At 46.6% G+C, this 24754-nt stretch carries 24 protein-coding genes and 1 tRNA gene; 8 read left to right on the top strand and 17 right to left on the bottom strand.

All coding sequences use genetic code 11. The features are described 5' to 3' along the window. Positions 1 to 12: 12 nt before the first annotated feature. Both VV1_RS14775 and VV1_RS14770 read right to left on the bottom strand, forming a co-directional pair. A complete protein-coding gene (locus VV1_RS14775) occupies positions 13 to 873 on the bottom strand; it encodes an ion transporter (RefSeq protein WP_011080914.1) in 861 nt (286 codons plus the stop codon). 51 nt (positions 874 to 924) lie between these two features. Further along, positions 925 to 1563 carry a YchE family NAAT transporter gene (locus VV1_RS14770; RefSeq protein WP_011080913.1) on the bottom strand — a complete coding sequence of 213 codons (639 nt, stop codon included), beginning with the start codon at positions 1561 to 1563 and terminating at the stop codon, positions 925 to 927. A 647-nt stretch (positions 1564 to 2210) separates the two neighbouring features. Here VV1_RS14770 and adhE point away from each other — a divergent pair. Beyond that, complete coding sequence (adhE, locus tag VV1_RS14765) at positions 2211 to 4886, top strand: bifunctional acetaldehyde-CoA/alcohol dehydrogenase (RefSeq protein WP_011080912.1); 2676 nt, start codon at positions 2211 to 2213, stop codon at positions 4884 to 4886. Positions 4887 to 5037: 151 nt separating this feature from the next. Here adhE and VV1_RS14760 read toward each other — a convergent pair whose 3' ends face one another. The 3 genes from VV1_RS14760 to sodB form a co-directional block, all read right to left on the bottom strand. Beyond that, on the bottom strand, positions 5038 to 5721 hold the full coding sequence (locus VV1_RS14760) for an SDR family oxidoreductase (protein ID WP_011080911.1): 684 nt from the start codon (positions 5719 to 5721) through the stop codon (positions 5038 to 5040). A 220-nt stretch (positions 5722 to 5941) separates the two neighbouring features. Next, complete coding sequence (locus tag VV1_RS14755) at positions 5942 to 6445, bottom strand: VC2046/SO_2500 family protein (protein WP_043921056.1); 504 nt, start codon at positions 6443 to 6445, stop codon at positions 5942 to 5944. A 121-nt stretch (positions 6446 to 6566) separates the two neighbouring features. Beyond that, the gene (gene sodB, locus VV1_RS14750; RefSeq protein WP_013572124.1) at positions 6567 to 7151 is read right to left on the bottom strand and encodes a superoxide dismutase [Fe]; all 585 of its coding nucleotides are present in this window, start codon (positions 7149 to 7151) and stop codon (positions 6567 to 6569) included. A 300-nt stretch (positions 7152 to 7451) separates the two neighbouring features. On the opposite strand from sodB, the gene VV1_RS14745 reads away from it, so the two are divergent. Together VV1_RS14745 and VV1_RS14740 are read left to right on the top strand one after the other, a co-directional pair. After that, positions 7452 to 7790 carry a Grx4 family monothiol glutaredoxin gene (locus VV1_RS14745; protein ID WP_011080908.1) on the top strand — a complete coding sequence of 113 codons (339 nt, stop codon included), beginning with the start codon at positions 7452 to 7454 and terminating at the stop codon, positions 7788 to 7790. Positions 7791 to 7898: 108 nt separating this feature from the next. Continuing rightward, positions 7899 to 8528: a DsbA family protein gene (locus VV1_RS14740; protein WP_011080907.1), complete on the top strand. Its 630-nt coding sequence runs from the start codon at positions 7899 to 7901 to the stop codon at positions 8526 to 8528. A 132-nt stretch (positions 8529 to 8660) separates the two neighbouring features. Here the strand turns inward: VV1_RS14740 and VV1_RS14735 are convergent, their stop codons facing one another. Both VV1_RS14735 and rnt read right to left on the bottom strand, forming a co-directional pair. Continuing rightward, positions 8661 to 9986, bottom strand: a complete 1326-nt coding sequence (locus tag VV1_RS14735) for a Na+/H+ antiporter family protein (RefSeq protein ID WP_011080906.1) — start codon at positions 9984 to 9986, stop codon at positions 8661 to 8663. A gap of 28 nt (positions 9987 to 10014) precedes the next feature. Then, the gene (rnt, locus tag VV1_RS14730) at positions 10015 to 10668 is read right to left on the bottom strand and encodes a ribonuclease T (RefSeq protein WP_011080905.1); all 654 of its coding nucleotides are present in this window, start codon (positions 10666 to 10668) and stop codon (positions 10015 to 10017) included. A 198-nt stretch (positions 10669 to 10866) separates the two neighbouring features. Here rnt and motY point away from each other — a divergent pair, with 198 nt between their 5' ends. Then, positions 10867 to 11748 (top strand): flagellar protein MotY, encoded by an 882-nt coding sequence (gene motY, locus VV1_RS14725; RefSeq protein ID WP_011080904.1) that lies wholly within the window; start codon positions 10867 to 10869, stop codon positions 11746 to 11748. Here the strand turns inward: motY and VV1_RS14720 are convergent. From VV1_RS14720 to VV1_RS14675, 10 genes are all read right to left on the bottom strand, one after another. Further along, positions 11745 to 12179, bottom strand: a complete 435-nt coding sequence (locus tag VV1_RS14720; RefSeq protein ID WP_011080903.1) for a DUF2753 domain-containing protein — start codon at positions 12177 to 12179, stop codon at positions 11745 to 11747. The genes motY and VV1_RS14720 overlap by 4 nt on opposite strands. 129 nt (positions 12180 to 12308) lie before the next feature. Next, positions 12309 to 12725 (bottom strand): lactoylglutathione lyase, encoded by a 417-nt coding sequence (gene gloA / locus VV1_RS14715; protein ID WP_011080902.1) that lies wholly within the window; start codon positions 12723 to 12725, stop codon positions 12309 to 12311. Between the two features lie 24 nt (positions 12726 to 12749). Next, positions 12750 to 13391: an endonuclease III gene (gene nth, locus VV1_RS14710; RefSeq protein ID WP_011080901.1), complete on the bottom strand. Its 642-nt coding sequence runs from the start codon at positions 13389 to 13391 to the stop codon at positions 12750 to 12752. Between the two features lie 71 nt (positions 13392 to 13462). After that, positions 13463 to 14155 carry an electron transport complex subunit E gene (locus VV1_RS14705; protein ID WP_011080900.1) on the bottom strand — a complete coding sequence of 231 codons (693 nt, stop codon included), beginning with the start codon at positions 14153 to 14155 and terminating at the stop codon, positions 13463 to 13465. Next, the gene (gene rsxG, locus VV1_RS14700; protein ID WP_011080899.1) at positions 14148 to 14783 is read right to left on the bottom strand and encodes an electron transport complex subunit RsxG; all 636 of its coding nucleotides are present in this window, start codon (positions 14781 to 14783) and stop codon (positions 14148 to 14150) included. Before rsxG ends, VV1_RS14705 begins: the two co-directional genes overlap by 8 nt. Before the next feature lie 15 nt (positions 14784 to 14798). Then, positions 14799 to 15866, bottom strand: a complete 1068-nt coding sequence (rsxD, locus tag VV1_RS14695) for an electron transport complex subunit RsxD (RefSeq protein ID WP_011080898.1) — start codon at positions 15864 to 15866, stop codon at positions 14799 to 14801. Then, complete coding sequence (gene rsxC / locus VV1_RS14690) at positions 15866 to 18625, bottom strand: electron transport complex subunit RsxC (protein ID WP_011080897.1); 2760 nt, start codon at positions 18623 to 18625, stop codon at positions 15866 to 15868. Before rsxC ends, rsxD begins: the two co-directional genes overlap by 1 nt. A gap of 12 nt (positions 18626 to 18637) precedes the next feature. Further along, a complete protein-coding gene (rsxB, locus tag VV1_RS14685; RefSeq protein ID WP_011080896.1) occupies positions 18638 to 19234 on the bottom strand; it encodes an electron transport complex subunit RsxB in 597 nt (198 codons plus the stop codon). Between the two features lies 1 nt (position 19235). After that, entirely contained in the window at positions 19236 to 19814 is a 579-nt protein-coding gene (gene rsxA / locus VV1_RS14680) for an electron transport complex subunit RsxA (RefSeq protein ID WP_011080895.1), read from the bottom strand. A 195-nt stretch (positions 19815 to 20009) separates the two neighbouring features. Next, positions 20010 to 20085: transfer RNA gene (locus VV1_RS14675), tRNA-Asn, on the bottom strand. Between the two features lie 326 nt (positions 20086 to 20411). Between VV1_RS14675 and VV1_RS14670 the strand changes: the two genes are divergently transcribed. The 4 genes from VV1_RS14670 to luxU all read left to right on the top strand — a co-directional run bounded on the left by VV1_RS14670 (position 20412) and on the right by luxU (position 24747). Beyond that, positions 20412 to 20597, top strand: coding sequence for a hypothetical protein (locus tag VV1_RS14670; protein WP_011080894.1), 186 nt, complete (start codon positions 20412 to 20414; stop codon positions 20595 to 20597). Positions 20598 to 20695: 98 nt separating this feature from the next. After that, positions 20696 to 22726, top strand: coding sequence for an excinuclease ABC subunit UvrB (gene uvrB, locus VV1_RS14665; RefSeq protein WP_011080893.1), 2031 nt, complete (start codon positions 20696 to 20698; stop codon positions 22724 to 22726). 273 nt (positions 22727 to 22999) lie between these two features. Beyond that, the gene (gene luxO / locus VV1_RS14660; protein ID WP_011149911.1) at positions 23000 to 24400 is read left to right on the top strand and encodes a quorum-sensing sigma-54 dependent transcriptional regulator LuxO; all 1401 of its coding nucleotides are present in this window, start codon (positions 23000 to 23002) and stop codon (positions 24398 to 24400) included. Beyond that, the gene (gene luxU / locus VV1_RS14655; RefSeq protein ID WP_011080891.1) at positions 24400 to 24747 is read left to right on the top strand and encodes a quorum-sensing phosphorelay protein LuxU; all 348 of its coding nucleotides are present in this window, start codon (positions 24400 to 24402) and stop codon (positions 24745 to 24747) included. The genes luxO and luxU overlap by 1 nt, the downstream gene beginning before the upstream one ends. The last annotated feature ends 7 nt before the right edge of the window (positions 24748 to 24754 follow it).

Here is a 24754-nt window from a genome sequence, read left to right as displayed (position 1 = left end):
TCACACGAGCGCTTATTTTTTGTCGGTTTCTGCGTTTTGGACGGCGACCACTCGTTTATCGGGATCCGCCAGTTCACTGCCGCAGTGTTTGCAAAAGAGTGCATCGGATTCATGTCCAGCACGTGAGCAGTTAGGGCACTTGACCAATTGCCGGTGTGAGTTCATCTCTTGGTTGAGTTCGGCGGTAATGATCCCCGTCGGCACTGCCAAAATTGAGTAACCGAGTAACATTGTCAGCGACGCGATGGCTTTGCCTAGATCGGTTTGTGGCACGAGGTCACCATAGCCTACGGTCGTAATCGTCACAATGGCCCAGTAGATACTTTTGGGAATACTGGTAAAGCCATTGTGCGGACCTTCAATCACGTAGATCAGGGCGCCAAATATGGTCACCAAAATAGCCACCGCACTGAAAAATATCAGTATTTTTCTTCGAGCCATCAGCAAGGAGCGCATCAGCAAATTTGAGTCTTGCAAATAACGGACGAGTTTCAGAATACGGAAGATACGCATCACACGCAGCAGTCGAATTACGCCCATAAAAGCCGCTGATGGGAATAAAAAGGCAAGATAGGTCGGCAGTATCGCCAGTAAGTCCACCACACCATAAAAACTGCGTGCGTAGGCGGCAGGTTTTGGTGAGCAATATAAACGCAGCAAATACTCGAGCGTAAATAGGGCGGTAAAACCGTACTCAAGGTATTTGAGTTCGCTTGCCCACTGAGCGCGAATCGACGGGATAGATTCGAGTAAAAGCACCAGCAGCGAGGTCAAAATCGCGATGATCAAGCCAATATCAAAGGCTCTGCCTGCGGGCGTGTGCGTACCGAAAATAATAACGTAAAGATGATGCTTGAGTGACTGGCGTGACATGATGCTGCGACATAGTTGAAACGTTGCAACATCATACCTTTAAATCGGGAATCAGGCTAATCCGGGGAAGAGATTACGCAGGCCATTGGCGATGAACTCGATGCCGAGTGCACCCAAGATAAGACCCATAATACGGGTGATCACGTTGATGCCTGTTTGCCCTAAAAAGCGAACGATAATTGGCGCTGAGCGAAATAGCAGCCATGAGCAAAAGCTAAAGGCAACTATAGTGATCACAATACCCATGGTATCGAACATACTTGGGTAGCGAGAGCCATAAACGATGGTCGAGCTAATCGCACCAGGGCCTGCCATTAAAGGCATTGCCAAAGGCACAACACCAATTTGTTCGCGACTCACGTATTCCGACTGCTCTTGTTTGTTTTGTTTATCTTCACCCAACTTACCGCTCATCATCGAAAAGGCGATGCTAAGTAGTAGTAAACCACCGGCAACGCGGAAGGAGTCGAGAGAAATACTAAACATGTCGAGTAGCATCTGACCGGCTAGCAATGAAACGGTCAGAATAATCGCCACCGCCACATTGGCGGTAAGTGCGGTTTTGTATTTTTCTTCCGGTGTCATGTGGCCTGTAAGCGACACAAATACTGGCATGATGCCCACAGGGTTTACTGCGGCCACTAAGCCTAAGAAAAACTGCAAAAAGATAGCGACTTCGAACGTTTGCATTAGAGAAACCACACGAAAGATAGGAGAACAGATTGTTGGCGAAATATAGTCGATATTGCGCGACTTCACGAATGAAAAAAACTAACGTGTGAGCTGTTTGATTGCTGAGAAAAACTAATTATTGAAAGAGTTGTAAAATAATTTGTCACACTTTGTTGTGTATAATCCTTCGCGAACATCCAATCAATTTACATAAACGTTAACATTCGCACATTTTTGATAAAAACCAAGCGCGCTTCTTTAGCGAGTTAACCATTTGGATATACTCTCAGTAGCACAGAATTTCTCGTCTACATGTAATTTTATGTAATTTTGTAGATTTATGATGAAACTTTTTTACAAGGTTTTGTTGTTAATTTGACCTTTTGGTTCGTTTGCTTCTTTTTTGCTCAACCAAAAGTAACTTTTAATTTACTTGTTTATCAATGAATTAGCGGTTTTTGTTGTACTAAAGCACCACTTTGGGGGTATTTAGAGTGTGTGAACTGATCCAAGTCAATTTTTTTCACACTCTGAAATATTATACTCAGCCCTGAAAGCAATTTACTAAGTCGGTTGTTCAGTAACTTACTGATAAACAGTAAAAACGATAGACAAGTAGCCTTACTAAAAAGTTTTTAATATTTGTTAATTTTAGGAGATTCCCTATGCCTGTAACTAATATGGCTGAACTAGATGCGATGATTGCACGCGTTAAGAAAGCGCAAGAAGAGTTCGCTACTTACTCTCAAGAGCAAGTAGATGCAATCTTCCGTGCAGCTTCTCTAGCCGCTAACCAAGCTCGTATCCCGCTAGCACAAATGGCGGTTGAAGAATCTGGTATGGGTATTGTTGAAGATAAAGTAATCAAGAACCACTTTGCATCTGAGTTTATCTACAACAAATACAAGGACGAAAAAACGTGTGGCATCCTAGAAGAGGATGACAACCTAGGTACGATGACTATCGCTGAACCAGTAGGTATCATCTGCGGTATCGTTCCAACCACTAACCCAACTTCGACTGCAATCTTCAAATCACTGATCTCTTTGAAGACTCGTAACGGTATCATCTTCTCGCCACACCCACGTGCGAAAAACTCGACTAACGACGCAGCGAAACTGGTTCTAGAAGCAGCGGTAGCAGCTGGCGCACCAAAAGACATCATCGGTTGGATCGACCAGCCATCTGTAGAGCTTTCTAACGCGCTTATGAAGCACGATGACATCGCACTTATCCTTGCAACTGGTGGTCCAGGCATGGTTAAAGCTGCTTACTCTTCTGGTAAGCCAGCAATCGGTGTAGGTGCAGGTAACGTTCCTGTTGTTATCGATGAAACTGCGGACATCAAACGTGCAGTTGCATCTATCCTAATGTCTAAGACGTTCGATAACGGCGTAGTATGTGCTTCTGAGCAAGCTGCAATCGTTGTTGACGCAGTATACGACGAAGTGAAAGAGCGTTTTGCTTCTCACAAAGCATACGTACTTAGCAAAGCTGAAGCAGAAAAAGTACGTAAAGTACTGCTAATCGATGGCGCACTAAATGCGAAAATCGTTGGCCAGCCAGCTGCAGCAATCGCTGAAATGGCAGGTGTTAAAGTTCCTGCTGATACTAAAGTTCTCGTTGGTGAAGGCCTAGGCAAAGTGTCTTACGATGACGCATTTGCTCACGAGAAGCTATCTCCAACTCTAGGTCTATTCCGTGCTGATGACTTCGAAGACGCAGTTGCACAAGCAGTAACCATGGTTGAAATCGGCGGTATCGGTCACACATCTGGTCTATACACTAACCAAGACGTAAACGCAGACCGTATCCGTTACTTCGGTGACAAACTGAAGACTGCACGTATCCTTGTAAACATCCCAACTACTCACGGTGGTATCGGTGACCTTTACAACTTTAACGTTGCACCATCTCTAACTCTTGGTTGTGGTTCATGGGGTGGTAACTCTATCTCTGAGAACGTAGGTCCTAAGCACCTAATCAACAAGAAAACTGTTGCGAAGCGAGCTGAAAACATGTTGTGGCACAAACTACCTAAGTCAATCTACTTCCGTCGTGGTAGCCTTCCAATCGCACTAAGCGACCTAGAAGGTAAGAAACGCGCATTCCTAGTAACTGACCGTTTCCTATTCAACAACGGTTACGCAGATGACGTAGTACAACTTCTTAAAGCTCAAGGCATGGAAGTTCAAACATTCTTTGATGTTGAAGCTGACCCAACGCTATCTGTTGTAGAGAAAGGCGCAGCGGCAATGCAAAGCTTCCAGCCAGATGTGATTCTAGCGCTAGGCGGTGGTTCACCAATGGATGCTGCGAAGATCATGTGGGTAATGTACGAGCACCCAGAAACTCACTTCGAAGAACTTGCAATGCGCTTTATGGATATCCGTAAACGTATCTACAAGTTCCCTAAAATGGGTAAGAAAGCTGAACTTGTATGTATCACTACCACTTCAGGTACAGGTTCAGAAGTTACACCATTCGCGGTTGTGACTGACGACAAGACTGGTGCTAAGTACCCACTAGCGGATTACGAATTGACTCCTCAAATGGCAATCGTAGATGCGAACCTAGTGATGAACATGCCTAAGTCTCTAACCGCATTCGGTGGTTACGATGCAGTGACTCACGCTCTAGAAGCTTACGTATCTGTTCTTGCGAACGAATACTCAGATGGTCAGGCTCTACAAGCACTTAAGATGCTAAAAGAGTACCTACCTTCAAGCTACGCGAACGGTGCAAAAGACCCAATCGCTCGTGAGAAAGTACACAACGCAGCGACCATCGCTGGTATCGCATTCGCGAACGCGTTCTTAGGTGTATGTCACTCTATGGCGCACAAGATCGGTGCAGAGTTCCACCTACCACACGGTTTGGCGAACGCTCTACTTATCTCTAACGTGGTACGTTACAACGCGAACGATAACCCAACTAAGCAAACTGCGTTCTCTCAATACGACCGTCCACAAGCACGTCGTCGTTACGCTGAAGTTGCTGACCACCTAGGCCTAAGCCAAGCTGGTGACCGCACTGCTCAGAAGATTGAACGTCTACTAGCATGGTTGGATGAGCTAAAAGGTAACCTAGACATCCCAATGTCTATCCAAGCGGCAGGTGTTGCTGAAGCTGACTTCCTAGCGAAAGTTGATGAACTAGCAGTAGAAGCGTTCGATGACCAGTGTACTGGTGCGAACCCACGCTACCCACTAATCGCTGAGCTAAAAGAAGTTCTACTGGCTTCTTACTACGGTAAAGCTTTCGTTGAAGGTGAAACTTTCGAAGGTACGACTGTAATCAAGAAGAAAGCAGACCAAGTAGCGCCAAAAGCGAAAAAATAAGTCTGATACTTAGTCACTAAGTGTCAGCAAGAAGTAAGACTCAGGAATGAGGTAGGTTTTCGCTAGCACGAAACCTAAAAAAATCGGGAAAAAGATCAAAGCCCCAGTCGAAAGACCGGGGCTTTTTTTCAGTTTGATTTTTTGAGTTCAGTTAGATTTCGGTGGTCACCACTCTGCCACTGAAATACTCATTGGCGACGATGTACTCAGCGTTGCGAATGAGTTCATCCTGCACTTGAGCCCAATGTGTCGCGTCTATTTGTCCGTGAAGATGAGAGATCGAAGGGATCACACCGCCAACGCGAATATTAAAAGGGGTGAGCTCTCTCGCCCAACTGTGGGTAAACCCCGAAACTAGGGAAGTCACACTCTCAACACCGGTAAAATTTTGATGGTCATCGTGCGAAATAACATTAACGATCACGCCTTTCGTTTCGGTGCGTCGCATTCGTTCCGCGCACACTTGCACATAGCCGTATAGTGCGCCTGCGGTACTTGATAGCTTTTCTATGAAGCCTTCTGATGTTGCTTCAGTATTCAAAAGTGGCAGAGGAGAGCTGGTCCAACAGTTTACGAGTACATTAGGGACTCGGTTAAACTGTGCCTGAATGTGGTCAAACAAGGATTGGATGGAAGATTGACTGTAGTCTTGCAAGGTGATCGGATAAACATCTTGAGTGATGGCATAAAGCTCTTTGTGCGTATCATTCAATGCAGCTTGGTCTTGGTCGCAGAGAATAACAATGGCACCGAGACGCGCAAAGTGCGCTGCCACTGTTCTGCCCAATAATGAGCCCGCACTCGTCACTAAAATCAAAGCGTTCTTGATATCCATCTCGTTGCTCTCCCTCAAGCATTCAGACCGTACTTTCATCTTGGGTGAGAAATTGGGTACGCTGTGTGAATAACTTCAAACAACGGTTAATCGTGCAAAAGAGATGATGAGATATTTGTAAACAGTCACAGTTTGGTGTTCTGAGGGATGAAAAATTGTCGCATAGCGTCTAGCAAAGTTGATCCGTGCCATGCCAGTAAATACAACGATAAACAGCGTGTTACGCGTAAGCGGCAAATTTCGCTTTGACCAGTGCAGTGGATAGGTGGTTGTACAACCCTGCTTCTGGTAGCAATTTAACTTCAGGGGTTGCGAGTTTTGTTCGCTCGTGCCCAGAAAGGTTTTGATAAACCTCTTCTGGTAGATCAAACGTCTCTTCTGGCATATAAGCCAATGGCTCTGCGCTGAGATAGTGACTCAGTTTGGCAGAAGGAAGCCCTGCATTGTGGAACTGTTTCGCTTGTTCTGCAGAAATCGCGTAACTTGATTGATCGCTTCTCAATTTTTGAGGTTCAGACAAACCAAATTGCTTACGCAACACGGCATTCGTCATTTCCTGCGTTTCAATTTGTTCTACGGGGGTGATGTGACGAGCGTCTTCAGAAAACATCGAAAGCAGCAGTGCAAAGTCGGCACGACGTCCTTGCTGAACGGCTTGGCTAATGCCATTGCCGAAGCTCAGCTCGTTAATGATGCTTGCTTTGTCTAATGTGTGTATCTGCATGCGGCTCTCCGTGTGATGCTTTATTAGCGGCACGTCGGCAGATAACTTTAGGGAAAATAAACAAAAAGCCCGCGAATGCGGGCTTTCAAGTATGACTAAATTGGAACTTAAGGGGCGAAAATTATTTCGCTAGGTTCTCTGCAACGAAATCCCAGTTAACCAGTGCCCAGAAACCGTTCATGTAGTCTGGACGTAGGTTGCGGTAATCGATGTAGTAAGCGTGTTCCCATAGGTCTACAGTCAGTAGTGGAGTTACGCCTTCTTCAGTGATTGGTGTTGCCGCATTTGAAGTATTAACGATTGCTAGAGAGCCGTCAGCTTTCTTCACCAACCAAGTCCAAGATGAACCAAAGTTGTTGATTGCTGAATCCGTGAATTTTGCTTTGAACTCTTCGAATGAACCGAATGCTGCGTTGATCGCTTCTGCAACTGCACCTGTTGGCTCGCCGCCTGCATTTGGAGCAAGACAGTGCCAGTAGAAAGTGTGGTTCCATACTTGCGCTGCGTTGTTGAAGATACCGCCAGTAGAAGTCTTGATGATCTCTTCTAGAGTTTTACCTTCGAATTCAGTACCAGGAATTAGGCCGTTCAGTTTCACAACGTAAGTGTTGTGGTGTTTGCCGTGGTGGAACTCAAGAGTTTCTGCAGAGATGTGTGGCTCAAGCGCGTCTTTTGCGTAAGGAAGAGCTGGTAGTTCAAATGCCATTGCTCGATTCTCCATTTATATGAAGGGATTACCTTCGGTTGCTTCCAGTGAATTTATAATTAAATCAACCCGTTTGATGATTCATCAACGAATCGACTGTCAATATGACTGACTTGCGCTATAGTTTAGCAAGTTTTTACTTTATTAAAAGGAAAAATCCGCTTTTTGATATGAAATTTCTTTGTCATTCTAATGCGGATCTAGTACGGACAATAGCCCTTAATTTTATGTGCTTTTTATTCTGCACTAATAAGGTAGAATGTGCGAAAAATTTGCAGTCATTCCGTGAACGAGGAAGCAATGGAAACTATCGACAAAATCAAACAACAAATCGCAGAAAACCCAATCCTTCTCTACATGAAAGGTTCTCCAAAGCTACCAAGCTGTGGTTTTTCTTCTCAAGCAGCTCAAGCATTGATGGCATGTGGCGAAAAATTTGCTTATGTAGACATTCTACAAAACCCAGATATTCGTGCTGAGTTGCCAAAATACGCGGAGTGGCCTACTTTCCCACAACTATGGGTTGAAGGTGAGTTGATTGGCGGTTGTGATATCGTGATTGAGATGTTCCAAAAAGGCGAACTTCAACCATTGATCAAAGAAGCGGCAGCACGCGCAGCGGGCAGCGACGCGGAATAATTTGGCCAACCACTATGGAGCTTGAAAGAGTTTCGGTAGTGGTTATCTTCAAACGAAGATAGAATACGAAGGAGCTGTTTGGCTCCTTTTTGTTTTTGAGTTACTACCATGAAAATCAAACTATATTACGTCCATGATCCTATGTGCAGCTGGTGCTGGGGATACAAACCTACCTTGGAAAAATTGAAGCAACAGTTACCTGGAGTCATTCAGTTTGAGTATGTGGTTGGCGGCTTAGCGCCAGATTCAACATTGCCGATGCCACCTGAAATGCAGCAAAAAATTGAAAGCATTTGGCATCAAATTGAACAGCGCCTAGGGACTCAATTTAATTATGAGTTTTGGACAAGTTGTACACCAGTTCGTAGTACCTATCAGGCGTGTCGTGCGGTGATTGCCGCAGGTTTTCAAGATTCTTATGAGCAAATGCTAGAGGCGATCCAACACGCGTATTATTTGCGCGCCATGCCGCCACATGATGAAGCGACACATCGCCAGCTTGCGCAAGAAATTGGACTCAATGTTCAACAGTTTGAAAACGATGTGACGGGGCGTTTATTGGAAGGTGTCTTTGAAGATCAACTGAGTTTAGCTCGAAGCTTAGGCGTAAACTCTTACCCAAGTTTAGTATTGCAAATTAACGATGCGTATTTTCCAATCGAGATCGATTACCTCTCCACCGAACCGACGTTAAAGTTGATCCGTGAGCGCATTGTCGAGAATATGCCCGCTCAATAGTGTGATGAAAATAACGCGATGAAATAGGCCAGCGAGACACGCTGAAAAGACCAACCTATTTTTATTGAAAGAGAAAGCCGCTCAACAGAGCGGCTTCTTTATGATTGTCGATCGTACAACGTATTAAAGTGCTTACAGCACCATAGCTGCGATCCAACCAAAAATAATGAGCGGGATATTGTAGTGGATAAAGGTTGGAACAACCGTTTCCCAAATGTGCTCGTGTTGCCCGTCGGCATTCAGGCCAGAAGTTGGGCCTAACGTTGAATCAGAAGCGGGTGAACCTGCGTCACCAAGCGCTGCTGCGGTACCCACAAGAGCGATGGTTGCCATCGGTGAAAAACCAAAAGCGATGGAAAGCGGAACGTAGATGGTTGCTAAGATTGGAATGGTTGAGAAAGAAGAACCAATCCCCATCGTAACAAGCAGACCGACCACAAGCATAAGAAGAGCAGCGAGGCCTTTGTTGTCACCGATGCTGGTTGACAGCGATTCTACCAGTGTTTCAACGCCACCCGTTTGTTTCATTACCGCAGCAAAACCAGCGGCGGCGATCATGATGAAGCCGATCATTGCCATCATATGAACACCTTTAGTGAATACATCATGAGTCTCTTTCCAAGCAATGACACCACCAAAGGTGAAGACCATAAAGCCAGCCAGTGCACCAATGATCATTGAACCCGTGTATAGCTGAACACTAAGAGCTGCGATGATACCTAGGGCTGCAACCAGAATGTGCTTTTTGTTGATGCCTTCGCTTTCTTCATGCACCACGGTCAGCTCGGTTTCACGGTATTCGCGAGGTTTGCGGTAGCTAAAGAAAATAGCAGTCAAAAGACCAAACACCATACCCGCACCTGGTAGGAGCATTGCGGTCGGTACTTGGCTGGCGACAACGCTTTCTAAACCGTTATCGTGCAGGTTTTTCAATAGGATGTTATTGAGGAAAATACCGCCAAAGCCGACAGGCAAGACCATGTATGGCGTAATCAGGCCAAATGTCAGCACACAAGCGACCAATCGACGATCGAGTTTGAGTTTTGCAAATACGCCCAATAGAGGTGGAATTAAAATGGGAATAAAGGCGATATGGACAGGAATGACGTTTTGCGATGACATGGTCACCAGTACGAGCGCGACCAAAACAGCGTATTTTAAGCCGGTGGTTGAAGCGTCACTTTCTTTGCCGTTAAGGCGCTTAATTACGCTTCTGGCAAGCAGGTCAGTAATGCCCGATTTCGAAATAGCAACTGCGAAGGTGCCCAACATGGCGTAGCTCAGTGCGATGGTTGCACCTCCACCAAGGCCACTTTCAAAAGCAGCGATGGTATCGCCTAGGCCCATTCCAGCAACAAGGCCACCAACGATGGCACTGAACGTGAGGGCGACCACCACGTTCACTCGCATCAAGGCTAAAATTAGCATGACGCAAACAGATATAACGACAGGATTCATAGTTTTCTCAGGTAGTTGTGTTTACTTATTATTTTTCGTTTTCATCTTCAATTAATGGCCAGCCTCCAAGCGCTTTCCATTTATTGACGATGCCACAGAACAGCTCTGCGGTTTTTTCGGTATCGTAAAGCGCCGAGTGGGCCTCACGATTGTCAAATTCCATCCCTGCGGTTTTACACGCTTTCGCCAGTACAGTTTGGCCATAAGCTAAGCCACTGAGCGTTGCGGTATCGAAAGTGGCAAAGGGATGAAACGGGACTCGTTTAAGTTTGCAACGCTCATTAGCGGCGTTAACGAAACTTAAGTCAAACGCTGCGTTGTGTGCCACCATAATGGCGCGGCTACAATCAGCGGCTTTTTGTTCTCTACGGATGAGTTTATAGATCTCTTTTAGCGCTTCTTGTTCCGTCACTGCGCCGCGTAATGGGCTAAACGGGTCGCGAATGCCGTTGAACTCAAGTGCTTCTTTTTCGAGATTTGCCCCATCAAAGGGTTCAACATGAAAGTGAATGGTCGATGCAGGGTGAAGATCACCGTTTTCATCCATGGATAGTGTGACGGCGCAAATTTCTAAGAGGGCATCCGTTTGGGCATTGAACCCGGCGGTTTCAACATCGACGACAACAGGAAAATAGCCGCGAAAGCGTTTTTTCAGGGTCAGTGCTGTGTTTTCTACAGTCATGTTTCTATATTTTTGTGTGACAAAGGCTGCATTATTACAGATTATCCTTATGAAAAAAACGTTACAAAAGGAGAAAACCGCAAAAGTTTTGCTCCTATTTGGCGAGGTTTTTGCATAAATGTGTAAGTCAGATAGAATTCATCCGGTAGTGGCAAATGTCTGCCACGCAACCGTGAGCGAGTAAGAGAAGTAGTGATAATGAAAAAGTGGCTAATAACCAGTGGTTTAGTACTAACTACCTTTGCATCATTGCCATCGGCAGCGATGACGAAGCGTTATATTGCCACCCCGCAGCAATCACAATGGGAAATGGTGATGAATTCACCGCTGGAATGCCGTTTGGTGCATCCGATCCCTAACTACGGTGATGCGGAATTCTCTTCACGCGCAAGTAAAAAAATTGTGTTGGATTTTGAGCTAAAAATGCGTCGACCTATGGGCGAAACACGCAATGTGAGTTTGATTTCGATGCCGCCTCCATGGCGACCAGGAGAAAATGCCGACCGCATTACTAATATTAAGTTCTTTCAACAGTTTAATGGTTATGTTGGTGGGCAAACGGCATGGGGCATTCTGTCTGAGTTAGAGAAAGGGCGTTATCCGACGTTTAGTTATCAAGATTGGCAAAGCCGTGACCAAAGAATTGAAGTTGCGCTATCTGCCGTTCTGTTCCAGCAAAAATACAACGTATTTAGCGATTGTGTCGCCAATCTGTTGCCTTACAGCTTTGAAGATATTTCGTTCACTATTCTGCATTATGAACGCAATGGGGATAAACTCACCAAGGCATCGCAAAAGCGCTTGTCGCAGATTGCTGAATACGTGCGCTACAACTCTGATATTGATTTGGTGTTGGTTTCGACTTACACCGATTCCACTGATGGTACTAGCGTTAGCCAAAACTTATCAGAACGTAGAGCGGAATCGTTGAGAGATTATTTCAAAGCACTAGGATTGACGGAAGATCGCATCCAAGTTCAAGGTTATGGTAAACGCCGCCCAATTGCAGACAACGCAACGCCTATTGGTAAAGATAAAAACCGCCGCGTTGTCATTTCACTGGGGCGAAGTGAAGTTTAGTTGAGTTTGAACTTTGCGATGATTTCGCAATGGGTAGCCGTGTCAATCTTCTCCACCAGCTGCGCGATCTTTGGGTTTGGGTGACGCTTTAAAAAATCGAACAACGCTTTTTTGCAGCATCCAATAGACTCGATAAAACTTTCACATTGGTGGTGAGGGCACTGAGGAATTAAGGTCAGCACCTTTTCCGAGGCCAGTTGCAGATATTTTAGCTCATAGTCGGTGTCACCCGCCCAGCGCCAAAATTGTGCCAAGTTGTGGCACGAGATCACGGATATCAGTAATTTGTCGTCAGCTTCTACCGTTGAGGAAGCAATGATGTCTTCGCTCAAATTGTAGGCTTGTTGATAGTGCAAAATACTACGAATTGGATCGTCAAGTTGCAGCGCGGTATCGGCGAGCAACGTGTGTTTTTCCCATTCACTGATCATGTGCTTATCCCAGTTAGCAAAATTGGGATTAATCTAAATGAAAATTATTATCATGTAAAGTTTCATGATTAAGATCAAAAGAGGAGGCTTTAGCCTCCTCGTTGCTATTCCGCCATATTGACGTGGCGATTAGCCTTCTAAACCTGCTGATGCTTGTTTGTTTTGGATCAGCTCAATCATATAGCCATCAGGATCTTTCACAAAGGCGATGTGGGTTGTGCCGCCTTTTACTGGGCCAGGTTCGCGAGTCACATTACCGCCAGCGGCTTTGATGGCATCGCAAGTAACATAAATGTCGTCGACGCCAATCGCGATGTGACCAAATGCACTGCCAAGGTCGTACTCCGTTTTACCCCAGTTGTAAGTTAACTCGATGACTGCGCCTTGTGATTCGTCACCGTAACCTAGAAACGCCAAAGTATATTCATACTCTTTGTTTTCATTGGTACGAAGCAATTGCATGCCCATAACTTCGGTGTAGAACTGAATCGATTTATCTAAATTACCCACACGCAACATAGTGTGAAGAATGCGACCATTTGACATTGTTATGCTCCTTACAGATAGAGATTAATTCTCTGGGTAGACTTTTTCTTTAAATTCGCACAGGTCTTCAATGATGCAACTGCCACAGCGAGGCTTGCGTGCAATACAGGTGTAGCGTCCATGCAAAATCAACCAGTGGTGGACATCGAGTTTAAACTCTTTTGGTACCACTTTAAGTAACTTCTGCTCGACTTCATCCACGTTTTTGCCTGGGGCAAACTTTGTGCGATTGGAAACGCGGTAAATATGGGTATCGACAGCGATGGTTGGCCAGCCAAAGGCGGTGTTGAGCACCACATTGGCGGTTTTGCGCCCAACCCCGGGCAGTGCTTCAAGAGCGTCTCGGTCTTCAGGGACTTCACCGTTGTGTTTTTCGAGCAGAATGCGACACGTTTTGATGGTGTTTTCCGCTTTGGAATTAAACAGGCCAATGGTCTTAATGTACTCTTTCAGACCTTCCACCCCAAGATCCAACATCGCTTGAGGGGTGTTGGCGACTGGGAACAGTTTGTCGGTGGCTTTATTGACACTGACGTCCGTTGCTTGTGCTGATAACAAAACCGCTATCAGCAGCTCAAAAGGGGAGTTCCAATTGAGTTCGGTTTGTGGGTTGGGGTTGTTTTCTCGTAATCGTTCGAGAATTTGTATGCGTTTGTCTTTATTCATTGCTGACTTCCAGTTGTTCTAGGCTCATGGGCACTCTAGCGGTGCATATTTTGATGAGCCTAGACAGTGACTTATGCGTTAGTCACGCGAGCGCGTTCAATCGCGGGTTTTTCTTGTTTAGGTTGGCGAGCTTTTAACTGTGTATCGATGACATTTTTCAACGCGATGAGCAGGCCGACACCAATAAATGCCCCGGGCGGTAACAGCGCCAGTAGGAAGCTACTGTCAAATTGGAATACTTGAATCCGCAGTGCGCTCGCCCATTCACCCAGCAGAAGATCCGCGCCATCGAAAAGGGTACCGTTGCCGATGATTTCGCGCATTGCGCCCAGAACGACAAGCACGGTGGTCATACCCATGCCCATCCAAAAGCCATCTAATGCCGCAGGCAAAGGATCATTTTTTGATGCGTACGCTTCAGCACGGCCGATGATGATGCAGTTGGTCACAATCAAAGGAATGAAAATGCCCAATGATAGGTATAAGCCATAGGCGTAGGCGTTCATCAGTAATTGAACGCACGTGACCAGTGAGGCAATGATCATAACGAATACCGGAATACGAATTTCTTTTGGTACGTAGTTACGAATCAGAGAAACAGTGACGTTGGAGCCAACGAGAACCAATAATGTTGCTATGCCGAGACCAAGTGCGTTGGTGACGGTTGACGATACCGCCAGTAGCGGACACAGACCAAGTAGCTGGACCAGTGCAGGGTTGTTGTCCCACATGCCATTTTTAAGTAATTTTTTATGCTCACTCATAGTGGCCTCCACAGTTAAGTGGTTGATTCAGAATCTGTTCACGATGGGTATTGACGAACTCAACGGTGTTGCGCACCGCTTTAACAACCGCACGAGGTGTAATGGTCGCGCCGGTAAACTGGTCAAATTCTCCACCATCTTTACGCACTTTCCAACTGTTATAGTTGCCATCGTTTAACTGTTTTCCGGTGAAACTGGTGATCCAATCTGTCACTCTAAGGTCGATCTTGTCGCCTAACCCTGGAGTTTCTTGATGGCTAAGTACGCGCGTGCCAAGCACGGTACCGCTGGTATCGATACCCGTAATGATCTTAATGGCACCGTTGTAGCCATCTGGTGCTACGGACTCAATAGCAATGGCGGTGGCTTGGCCATTACGTGTAGCAATATAGGCTGGCATCGCCTTATCGGAGCCTAGCGCGGAATCGCTCACCAATGTACAAGATTCAAACAATAAGTTGTCATGTGCGCTTTGCGGGATGACTTGATTAAGGATCGAAGAGAGCTGCTTTTGCTCCTGAAGTGTGATTTGGTCCTTAGTTAAATATTGCGTCATGGCCACTAGCCCTGTGGTAGCACAGGCAAATATTGCTAGTGTTAAACCGTTCTTTCGTATTGCGTTTAACATTTCATTTCCTGCCTTTTAGTGCCCGTAAGTTCTTGGTTTGGTGTAGTAATCGATCAAAGGTACACACATGTTGGCCAATAACACTGCAAATGCCACACCGTCTGGGAAGCCTCCCCAGCTACGTATGATAAAGACGAGAGTACCGATGATCGCCCCAAAGAGGATACGCCCCTTTATTGTTGTTGAAGCGGATACGGGATCCGTTGCAATAAAGAATGCGCCAAGCATCGTCGCACCGGAAAGGAGGTGAAACAGTGGTGATGCTGTTTCACCAGGGAAGAACAGGGAGAAAAAGCTGCTCATCACAAGCAACGCACCTAAAAATCCGACAGGAATATGCCATTGGATAACGCGTTGCTTGAGCAAAATCAGACCACCCGCCAAGTAGGCAAGGTTAACCCATTGCCAGCCCACACCCGCAAAACCTTCAAAAATAGGTTGGCTGAGAATTTCTGACGATGTCGCTCCGCTGTGCAGACCCGTTTTGAAAGCATCAAGCGGCGTTGCCGTGGTAATGCCATCGATGCCTGCACGAACTTGTTGCAGAGAAGAACCATCGATAGTGAGTCCGGTAAAGATCAGGGAAAGAAGATCCCCGAATGTCACTGGATCTTTGGCCACTTCGTGTCCTGCTTCAATCAGAGGTAGAGGAGCACTCCAACTGGTCATTTGCACTGGGAAGGAAATCAGAAGTACCACATAAGCTATCATGGCAGGGTTGAACGGGTTTTGCCCTAGACCACCATAGAGATGCTTTGCAATCACGATCGCAAACAAAAGGCCAATTGTGATGATCCACCAAGGGGCCATTGGGGGGATGGCGACGGCCAGTAACCAAGCGGTGACCAGAGCACTATGATCGCGTAGCGCTCGCATTGGTGGACGTTTTCTGAATAGCATCACGAGTGCTTCTAAAGATAACGCGATGGTGATTGCCAAAATGAGTTGAACTAATGTGCCCCAACCAAAAAAGTAGGTTTGCGCCAACAATCCGGGTAATGCACATAGTGCTACCCATTTCATTAAATCTGGGGTGCTTTTGCGACTGTGGGCGTGTGGTGAGCTCGCAATAAAAAACGACATTACTCGTTCTCCTCAGTATTTTGTTTTTGTTCTGCTTGTTGAGCTTTACGCGCTTTGGCACGAGCAATCGCCGCAGCGACTGCCGCTTTCTTAGGATCGTCCTCTGCTGGTTGCGATTCTTCGCGGTTTTGCTCAGGTGCAGGTTCGTCTGTTTGCTGCGCTTTTCGTGCTTTGGCACGAGCAATCGCCGCAGCGACGGCCGCTTTCTTCGGATCGTCTTCTGCTGGTTGCGATTCTTCGCGGTTTTGCTCAGGTGCAGGTTCGTCTGTTTGCTGCGCTTTTCGTGCTTTAGCACGAGCAATCGCCGCAGCGACTGCCGCTTTCTTAGGATCGTCCTCTGCTGGTTGCGATTCTTCGCGGTTTTGCTCAGGTGCAGGTTCGTCTGTTTGCTGCGCTTTTCGTGCTTTGGCACGAGCAATCGCCGCGGCGACTGCCGCTTTCTTCGGATCGTCTTCTGTTGGTTGCAATTCTTCGCGGTTTTGCTCAGGTGCAGGCTCGTCTGTTTGTTGCGCTTTTCGCGCTTTGGCACGGGCAATCGCCGCAGCGACTGCCGCTTTCTTAGGATCGTCCTCTGCTGGTTGCGATTCTTCGCGGTTTTGCTCAGGTGCGGGCTCGCTTGTTTGCTGTGCTTTTCGTGCTTTGGCACGGGCAATCGCCGCGGCGACTGCCGCTTTCTTAGGATCGTCTTCTGCTGGTTGCGATTCTTCGCGGTTTTGCTCAGGTGCAGATTCGTCTGTTTGCTGCGCTTTTCGTGCTTTGGCACGGGCAATCGCCGCGGCGACGGCCGCTTTCTTAGGAGCGTCTTCTGCTGCTTGCGATTCTTCGCGGTTTTGCTCAGGTGCAGGTTCGTCTGTTTGCTGCGCTTTTCGTGCTTTGGCGCGAGCAATCGCTGCAGCAACAGCGGCTTTCTTATCTTCAGGTTCATCCGCCGATGATTCGGATGAAGCAAGTGGTGGTTGCTGCGCTTTTTTCGCTTTTGCTCTTGCAATGGCGGCGGCAACGGCAGATTTTTTATCCCCTTGCTCTTCAGAGTCTGGGGTTTTAGATTGCTCTTTCTCTGCTTTGCGCTCGCGAGCAAGACGCTTACGTTCTTCGCGTAACTTCACCATTTCTGAATTGTCTGGTTCAGACGAACCGGAGTCAGCTGCGGCGGCTTGTTTGGCTTTTGCTTTGGCAATGGCTGCAGCAACTGCCGGTTTAACGCTTGGTGCTTGCTCGCTATCTTGAGTTTTTTGCGCTTTAACACGAGCGATGGCGGCGGCAATGGCGTCGTCGCCTCCAGTGGATTTCATTTCCTTACGGCGATCTTCCGCGGCTTTTTTAAAGCGATTCTCGCGTTCTTCTTTTTCGCGCTCCATGCGTGCTTTTTTCTCTTCAAAGCGCAGTTTGGCACGCTCTGCTGCGTCCGCTTCTTGAGCGCGCGTCCGAATTTCGGCTTTAGCTTGACGATAATAGCTGACAAGCGGGATTTCACTTGGGCACACAAAGGCACAAGCGCCACATTCGATACAATCTTTTAAGTTTAGCTCTTCACACTTGTCGAACTCTTCGGCTTTAGCGTGCCATTGTAGCTGCTGAGGAAGCAGTGAAGCAGGACAAGCTTCAGCGCATGCGCCGCAGCGAATACATTCCATTTCGTAACCCGCAGGAGAAATCTCTTTGCGGGTTGGAGCCAAAATACAGTTGGACGTTTTGGTGATCGGAACGTTTGCATGAGGCAGGCTAAAGCCCATCATCGGACCGCCCATGATCAAACGTGGTAACTTTTTGTCTGCTTGGTAGCCAAATTGTTCTAATAAAGCATGTACTGGTGTGCCCAGCGGTACCCAAACGTTACGTGGTGTCTCGAAGGTGTTGCCCGTTAAGGTGACGACTCGATTGACCATTGGTTCGCCGTCCATTACCGCGCGCTTAATCGCGTACAGCGATCCGACATTTTGAACAAGGATACCAATATCCGCAGGAATACCGCCCGCGGGAACTTCTTTATTTGTCAGAACCTTAATAAGCTGCTTTTCGCCACCGGAGGGGTACTTGGTGGGGATAACACGAATAACGATGTCTCTATTTTGTGCGGCGGATTCAAGGGCTTTAATTGCTTCGGGTTTGTTATCTTCAATTCCGATGATGGTAAGTTTAGGCTGCAAAATGTGTTCTACAATTTCGATACCTTGTAGAACCTCTTCCGCGTGTTCTTGCAAAAGCTTGTCGTCTGCGGTGATGTACGGTTCACATTCTGCCGCGTTGACAATCAAAATTTCTGTTCGGCCTAAGCCAGATTGGATTTTTTTCGCGGTCGGAAAGCCTGCGCCTCCCATTCCGGAAATGCCCGCCATGCGAATCACATCCAAAAGATAGTCACTGCTTTGTTGTGAATAATCGATGACAGGTTGTTTTTCACACCAAGTATCTTGGCCATCTGGCGTGATGACCACACACATTTCGCTCAAACCAGAAGGGTGCGCCACTGTGCGTGTTTCAATAGCTGTTATGGTTCCGGAAGTCGAGGCGTGAATTGGAAGTGTAAAACCGGCATTCGATTGGGTGAGCAATTGCCCTTTTAAGACGTGATCGCCTACGTTTACCAAGATGTTTCCCGGTTTGCCGATGTGTTGTTTGAGCGGTAACACAATCTCATTGGCTAGCGCTGCGTGCACCAAAGGCTGCTGGTTTGACTGGCGTTTGTTTTCCGCAGGATGAACACCACCTGGAAAATCCCAAAGCGCGCCTGTACGAATTTGTTCAATTAAAGACAACATCTTCTTTGCCCTTTAGTTATTCTGATCTCTGCTGGTGGCAGAGTTAGGGTTAGCTTCGGAAATATTGACCACAGGTATAGCATTAAGCTGCCACTTCCATGTTTCCGTGGTTGTCTCCAGAGGAATCATTTCAATACAGTCTGTCGGGCAAGGAGCCACGCATAAATCGCAGCCCGTACATTCATCTTTAATGACCGTATGTAGAGCTTTGGTTCCACCAACAATAGCATCGACCGGACATGCTTGGATGCACTTGGTGCAACCAATACACATGTCTTCGTGGATAAACGCGACTTTTTTGACTTTGCCTTCGAGATCATGGGCGGATTCTTCCGCTTCAACGCCCATAAGATCGGCCAGTTTTTCAATGGTCGCTTGGCCTCCTGGTGGGCACTTATTGATGCTGTCTCCATTCGCGATGGCTTCTGCGTAAGGACGGCAACCAGGATAGCCACACTGACCACATTGCGTTTGTGGCAATATGGCATCGATTTGATCCACGATTGGATCCGCTTCGACTTTAAAGCGAATTGAGGCAAAACCAAGGATAGCGCCAAATAGCGTAGCCAGCAGTGCAATGGCTAGCACGGCAATCATGATGGTTGTCATCTTATTTCACCAACCCCGTAAAGCCCATAAACGCTAGCGACATTAATCCTGCTGTAATCATCGCAATGGAAGCCCCTTTAAAAGGCGCGGGCACATCCGCTGCAGAAATGCGCTCACGCATCGAAGCAAACAGAATCAGTACCAAAGAGAAACCAACCGCTGCACCAAAACCATAGATGATAGATTCAACAAACGAGTGGTTTTCATTGATATTCAGTAGAGCAACCCCCAACACGGCACAGTTGGTGGTAATCAAAGGTAGAAAAATACCCAGCAGGCGATAGAGGGTTGGGCTGGTCTTGTGAACCACCATTTCCGTAAACTGGACCACCACCGCAATCACCAAAATAAAGCTCATGGTTCGTAGGTATTCGATGTGCAATGGCTCAAGAATGTAGCTTTCAACAAGATAAGCGCACACGGAAGCCATAGTAAGGACAAAGGTCGTTGCCAAGCCCATACCAATTGCGGTTTCCAATTTTTTTGACACGCCCATGAAGGGACACAATCCGAGAAACTTCACCAGTACAAAGTTGTTTACGAGGACGGTGCCAATCAACAACAAAATATATTCGGTCATAATTATTACGTTCTGCAAATCCGATCCCGATATTATCGTGCTTTGTCCGGGTAATAACAACCAATGAAAGGTAAGGTTTTGAGTAGCTGACGGAATTTTATACGTGGTAAACGATTGACTTAAGGTCGTGCGAGATGTTTAGGCTGGGAAATATAAAAAAACGCCACATCCGAAGGTGTGGCGTTTTTTAGAATTTGGCTCCTCCTGCTGGGCTCGAACCAGCGACCTGCGGATTAACAGTCCGTCGCTCTACCGACTGAGCTAAGGAGGAATTGCTTCACTTAAAAGCGTGACGCATGTTACTCAGCAGGTTTGGGTGTGTCAATAATAATAATGAGACAAATTGCCAAGAAACTGTAAAAAAAGTGCTTTACTTTTCTGCACCCCTTTTCTTTATTGGCCTGCCTTTACTTATCCACCAAATTTGTGGATAAGTGTGTTAGTGAAACTTGAGCAAAATAAAAACAGATACGAATTAGAGCAAGTACTCAATTGCTTTAAAGTATGGTGTTTCTTTTTAAGTGTTGAATTTGAAAGGTTTTTATTAGGAATTGGTATTTCTAGAGCTTGTGGATAATTTTCTTGATTTAGGCTGGAATGAAAGAAAAAAACAAAAAGTGGGGAAAAGATGTGGATGACAAAAACGTCATTTTTGCAGATGGAGCAATGATTGGGCGGAGGAGGATATCAGAGTTGAAATTGATAAGCCAGAAAAATGTCATGAAATGGTTAACTCTCTTCAACAATAAAAAGTGGTCACTGTCGCCTGATTCGCTTGGCTGACTAAAAGGTGTGGTGTATGCCTAAATTGCAACTGTTCTTATGAAGGTTGGGAGTGTATATTTATACAGTTTTTACGTTGTGCTGTAGTGAGAGGGAAAATGAGCAAACTTTACGATCTGGTTTCTGACTATGCGCCATCGGGAGATCAACCAACGGCGATCAAACAACTGACAGAAGGGTTAGATGCTGGCTTGGCTCACCAAACCTTACTTGGGGTGACGGGATCCGGTAAAACATTTACTTTGGCTAATGTGATTGCTCAAGCACAACGTCCTGCAATTCTGCTCGCGCCAAACAAAACTCTTGCCGCCCAACTTTACGGCGAGATGAAAGCGTTTTTCCCCAATAACGCGGTCGAATATTTTGTCTCTTACTACGATTATTACCAACCTGAAGCCTATGTGCCAACCACCGACACCTTTATAGAGAAGGACTCATCGGTCAACGCTCATATTGAACAAATGCGTTTATCGGCCACCAAAGCGTTATTGGAGCGAAAAGACGCTATTATCGTCGCCTCTGTTTCGGCTATTTATGGTTTGGGTGATCCCGAGGCCTACCTGCAAATGATGTTGCATATACGCCGTGGTGATGTGATGGATCAACGCGACATACTGCGCCGTTTGGCTGAGCTGCAATATAGCCGTAACGATATTGCTTTTGAACGAGGCCAATTTCGCGTGCGCGGAGAGGTGATCGACGTTTTTCCGGCTGAATCGGACCAAGATGCGGTGCGCATCGAGATGTTTGATGATGAGATCGACTGCATCAGTGTGTTTGATCCACTGACCGGAGTGGTCAAACAACGCGATTTACCCCGCTTTACTATTTACCCTAAGACTCACTACGTCACACCTCGAGAGCGTATTCTGCAGGCGATTGAAAACATCAAACAAGAGCTGCGTGAGCGACAAACTTACTTGCGTGACAACAATAAATTGTTGGAAGAGCAACGTATTAGTCAGCGTACCCAATTCGATATTGAAATGATGAATGAGCTGGGATTCTGCTCGGGCATCGAAAACTACTCGCGTTACCTCAGCGGTCGAGCGGAAGGTGAGCCGCCTCCAACGTTATTTGACTACTTACCACACGACGGTTTGTTGATCATTGATGAATCTCACGTGACAGTGCCACAAATTGGCGCAATGTATAAAGGTGACCGCTCACGGAAAGAGACCTTGGTTGAATATGGTTTCCGTTTGCCTTCAGCATTGGACAATCGACCATTGAAATTTGAAGAGTTCGAAGCGCTTGCGCCACAAACTATTTTCGTTTCAGCCACTCCGGGTAATTACGAACTAGAGAAAAGTGCGGGCGAAATTGCTGACCAAGTGGTGCGTCCGACCGGATTGCTCGATCCTGTACTGGAAGTGCGACCAGTGGCGACTCAAGTGGATGATCTGCTTTCTGAGATCCGCATTCGCGCGGTGAAAGATGAACGCGTGTTAGTGACAACACTGACCAAACGTATGGCGGAAGATCTAACTGAATACTTGCATGAGCACGATGTGAAAGTGCGTTACCTACACTCTGATATCGACACGGTTGAACGAGTGGAGATCATTCGTGACTTGAGGCTAGGGGAGTTCGATGTGTTGGTGGGGATTAACTTGTTACGCGAGGGTCTCGACATGCCTGAAGTGTCTTTGGTTGCGATTCTCGATGCTGATAAAGAAGGCTTTTTACGTTCAGAGCGCTCATTGATTCAGACCATTGGCCGTGCAGCCCGTAACCTCCATGGTAAAGCGATCTTGTATGCAGACTCCATCACCAAATCGATGAAGAAAGCGATGGATGAAACTGAACGACGCCGTGAGAAACAGCAAGCGTACAATGAAAAGATGGGCATTCAGCCTCAAGCCTTGAAGCGTAATATCAAAGATATTATGGAGCTGGGCGATATTACGAAATCCCGCAAGCAGAAAGTGAGCAAAACGGTGCCATTGTCGAAAGTGGCTGAACCATCACTGTCCTATAATGTGTTGACGCCACAGCAACTGGAAAAAGAAATCACAAAACTGGAAGCGCAAATGTACAAACACGCTCAGGATTTGGAATTTGAGTTAGCCGCGCAGAAGCGTGATGAAATTGAAAAGTTGCGTCAGCAGTTTATTGCTAACAGCTAACCAAAGTGTGGTGAATTAGCGCTTGAAATGAACAAAAAAAAGCCAACAGTCATTTCACTATTGGCTATCAATTGTGAACACTAGGTTCACTAACAACGTCAGTTGGCTAGGTGACCCGAGGGGTCACTTTCGTTTTTGCATTGTTTGTGCCAGTTTTAACGCCGCTAAGTGATGATTATTTACCGCTAAAAGTGAATATTTGCCATTGTTATTTGCAAAATGCATCGCGCAATGCGATTATTATTCAAAACACAAATAACAATTGGCTAGACTATGCAACAAATAACGACAACGAAACAGCGTTACTTGCTGATGGTAGAAGACACCGCTTCTGTCGCAGCCCTCTATCGCTCCTATCTCATGCCATTGGGTATCGATATCAATATCGTGGGTACTGGACGTGACGCGATAGACAGTCTAAAACATCGCATTCCAGATCTTATTCTGCTGGATTTACGTCTACCGGACATGACGGGAATGGACGTATTGCATGCAGTGAAAGCAAGTCACCCTGATGTTCCTATCATTTTCATGACCGCACACGGCTCGATCGATACTGCCGTTGAAGCAATGCGACATGGGTCTCAGGATTTTCTTATCAAGCCATGCGAAGCGGATCGCTTGAGGGTCACGGTAAACAACGCTATCCGCAAAGCGAGTAAATTGAAGAATGATGCGGACAGTGCAGGCAGCCAAAATTATCAAGGCTTTATCGGCAGTAGCCAAAAAATGCAGCAGGTTTATCGCACCATTGACTCCGCGGCGAGCAGTAAAGCAAGCATCTTTATCACAGGTGAAAGTGGTACAGGTAAAGAGGTGTGCGCAGAAGCCATTCATGCGGCCAGTCGACGTGGAGACAAGCCATTTATCGCGATTAACTGTGCTGCAATTCCCAAGGATTTGATTGAAAGCGAGCTATTTGGTCATGTCAAAGGTGCGTTTACCGGCGCTGCGACCGATCGCCAAGGGGCGGCAGAGCTCGCTGATGGGGGCACACTTTTCCTGGATGAGTTGTGTGAAATGGACCTGGATCTGCAAACAAAATTGCTGCGTTTTATCCAAACGGGTACTTTCCAAAAAGTAGGCTCTTCGAAAATGAAGAGTGTTGACGTGCGTTTTGTGTGCGCGACAAACCGAGACCCCTGGAAAGAGGTACAAGAAGGGCGCTTTCGCGAAGATTTGTACTACCGACTTTATGTGATTCCACTGCACTTGCCACCACTTCGTGAGCGTGGAGAGGATGTCATCGAGATCGCTTACTCGTTACTGGGTTACATGTCACACGAGGAAGGGAAAAACTTTGTTCGTTTCTCTCAACCTGTGATAGATAGATTTAACGAATATGAGTGGCCAGGCAATGTGCGTCAGTTACAAAATGTGCTGCGTAATGTCGTGGTTCTTAACAACGGTAAAGAGATTACCATGGAGATGCTGCCGCCTCCTTTGAACCAGCCCTTTGAACGCAAAGAAAGTGTGCAGCCTGATCTGAGTGAGTTGATTTCCGTCAGGGATATTTGTCCATTGTGGTTGACAGAGAAACTGGCGATTGAACAAGCGATCAAAGCGTGTGATGGTAACATTCCGAGAGCCGCTGGCTATCTGGATGTCAGCCCGTCAACAATTTATCGCAAGTTACAGGCGTGGAACGAAAAAGAAGAAAAACAGAAAGCATAATGGAATTACTAAATCAGAAGAAAATTGCCTCGTTGACTGAGGAAATAGGCGCCGATAATGTCCCCGTGTTGTTGGAGATATTTTTGAGCGAGCTTGAGAGCTATTTGAAGGTTCTGTGCGATGCCACCTACAGTGACAAGCTCGTCTATCTCAAAGACATCAGTCATGCCTTAAAAAGCAGTGCTGCCAGTTTTGGTGCGGATGCACTGTGTCATTTTGCCGTCGAGATCGACACGCGAGCAAAAGAAGGGGATGCCTTGGATGAAACGCAAGATGTGGTAGCAATGATTGACCGCCTGCATCAAACCCAGCAGGCTTACCTCTCCTGGCAGGCAAACGGCTTCTGAAATAACG

Origin of the sequence: Vibrio vulnificus CMCP6 (assembly GCF_000039765.1) — a bacterium.
Classification (GTDB): domain Bacteria; phylum Pseudomonadota; class Gammaproteobacteria; order Enterobacterales; family Vibrionaceae; genus Vibrio; species Vibrio vulnificus_B.
The sequence above is the reverse complement of the archived record's forward strand: the minus strand, read 5'-3'. Positions and strand labels throughout refer to the sequence as shown.